Source organism: Mycobacterium sp. (assembly GCF_049683935.1).
Classification (GTDB): domain Bacteria; phylum Actinomycetota; class Actinomycetes; order Mycobacteriales; family Mycobacteriaceae; genus Mycobacterium.
In genome coordinates this window covers 1-1,754 of sequence record NZ_JBAUJR010000253.1, presented here as the reverse complement: position 1 = coordinate 1,754, position 1,754 = coordinate 1, and the positions used below count along the sequence as shown (strand labels likewise).

The 1,754-nt window shown below is 64.3% G+C and carries 1 protein-coding gene; it reads left to right on the top strand.

Features of this window, described 5'->3' with window-relative positions; all coding sequences use genetic code 11:
- Positions 1 to 799 precede the first annotated feature (799 nt).
- Positions 800 to 1,754, top strand: a 955-nt coding sequence (locus tag WA965_RS14685) for a reverse transcriptase N-terminal domain-containing protein (protein ID WP_526447684.1), incomplete at its 3' end; no start/stop codon positions are given.

Below are 1,754 nucleotides of genomic sequence, written 5' to 3'. Positions count from 1 at the left end.
TGAGGTGTAAGCCCGCACTCAATGCGTTCGCGATCACCTTCAACGGCCGGATCACTCCGACTGGCAACTAACCAATGCCAGGATCAGATCCACCGTTTATCGGACAGTCCCCCACGGTGCGACGCCGGTCGCACATATCGAGTGAGCTACTCGCAGAGGAGGTTTCGGTGACGTAGGTGCCGAGAGTGTAGCTCCGGGCGAGTGCTCGATCGCCCGTCTCCCACCTTGGCGTGCGCTGCAGGCTCCTGGTCTGCGGGGTGCGAAGCCCAGGGATGCGCCTCAAGGGGCACCCGATCCATCCGGGAGCCACCGGGCCGGGAGAAGACCGGGCGGGTGAACGTGAGTGAACCCTCGATGACGCCTCGTAATGAAAAGCCCTGGTAGATGGGATGAGAACAGGGTGGTATGGCCTGGCTCCCAGCAGAGGGAGCACGCGGCGGCCGGGTGCGTGGCCCCGGCCGCGGAGCACCGCATGGCCTCGGGGTTCAGAGGGCACCCAATCCGGTCGCTGCTCGAGTGTGCGGAAAGCGGAAACCCCGCCGTGGTCCGGGCACGACGCGAGTGCCAGTCGCGTGGTCCGGTAGGCCGATCGCGAGAGGGGCGTAACTCCTCGGCGGGACAGGATGCCCAAGAAGCCAATGCCGGTAGCCGAAAGGCGACAGGAAACCCGCGACAGCTGTTGATCGGCTCCCTTCTGCTGATCGTCGCGGCATAACTGGCCGGATACCTACCTGGTGGTGGGGCTCGTGAGAGTGCTGACGTGGGCAGGTGAGCCTTTGAAAGCCGAGGTCGAGACCTTGTGAACCTGAGGGGCAAGTTGGACACCGACACGGTGAACGGACCCGAGGACGTTGCCGAGCTGAACTGGGACGTCGTTGATTGGCGTCTACACGAGGAGAACGTAGCAAGGTTGAGACGCAGGATTTTCAAGGCGACGCGGGACAACGACATGGCTTCGGTCCGGTCGTTGCAAAAGTTGATGCTGCGGTCATGGTCGAACACGCTGCTCAGCGTGCGACAGGTGGCTCAGCGCAATGCTGGGCGTCGAACAGCCGGCATCGACGGGGAAGTGGCCCTGTCACCGGAAGCGCGAGCGAATATGGCGGTGCGAGTGCATGAGTCACGATCGTCATGGGAGCCCGTGCCGGTTCGGCGTGTGTATATCCCCAAGGCCAACGGCAAACAGCGCCCGCTGGGGATCCCGGCGCTGACCGACCGGTGCCATCAGGCACGGGTCCGCAATGCGTTGGAACCCGAATGGGAGGCCCGGTTCGAGGCCCGTTCCTACGGGTTCCGTCCCGGCCGCAGCTGTGCGGACGCGATCGCTGCCCTACACTCCACACTCAAAGGGCCTCTGGCCAAACGAGTCTGGATATTGGACGCCGATCTGTCTGCCGCGTTCGACCGAATCGACCACACCCGACTGCTCGACGCCCTGGGCTCGTTTCCCGCGCGGGAAATGATCAGGGGCTGGCTGATAGCCGGAGTCGTCGAGGACGGGATGTTCGCACCGACCGAGGAGGGAACTCCCCAGGGCGGTGTGATCAGCCCACTGCTGTTGAACGTGGCGCTGCATGGTCTTGAGGGTGCCGCCGGAGCCCGGTATCGGGCGTCGAAGATGCCTTCGGCGGAATCGATTCCGGGAACCCCGGTCCTGGTCAGATATGCCGACGACCTGGCTGTTTGCTGCCACTCCAGGCAGGAAGCCGAACAGGTCAAGGCCAGATTGGCCGAGTGGTTGGCCCCGAGGGGAC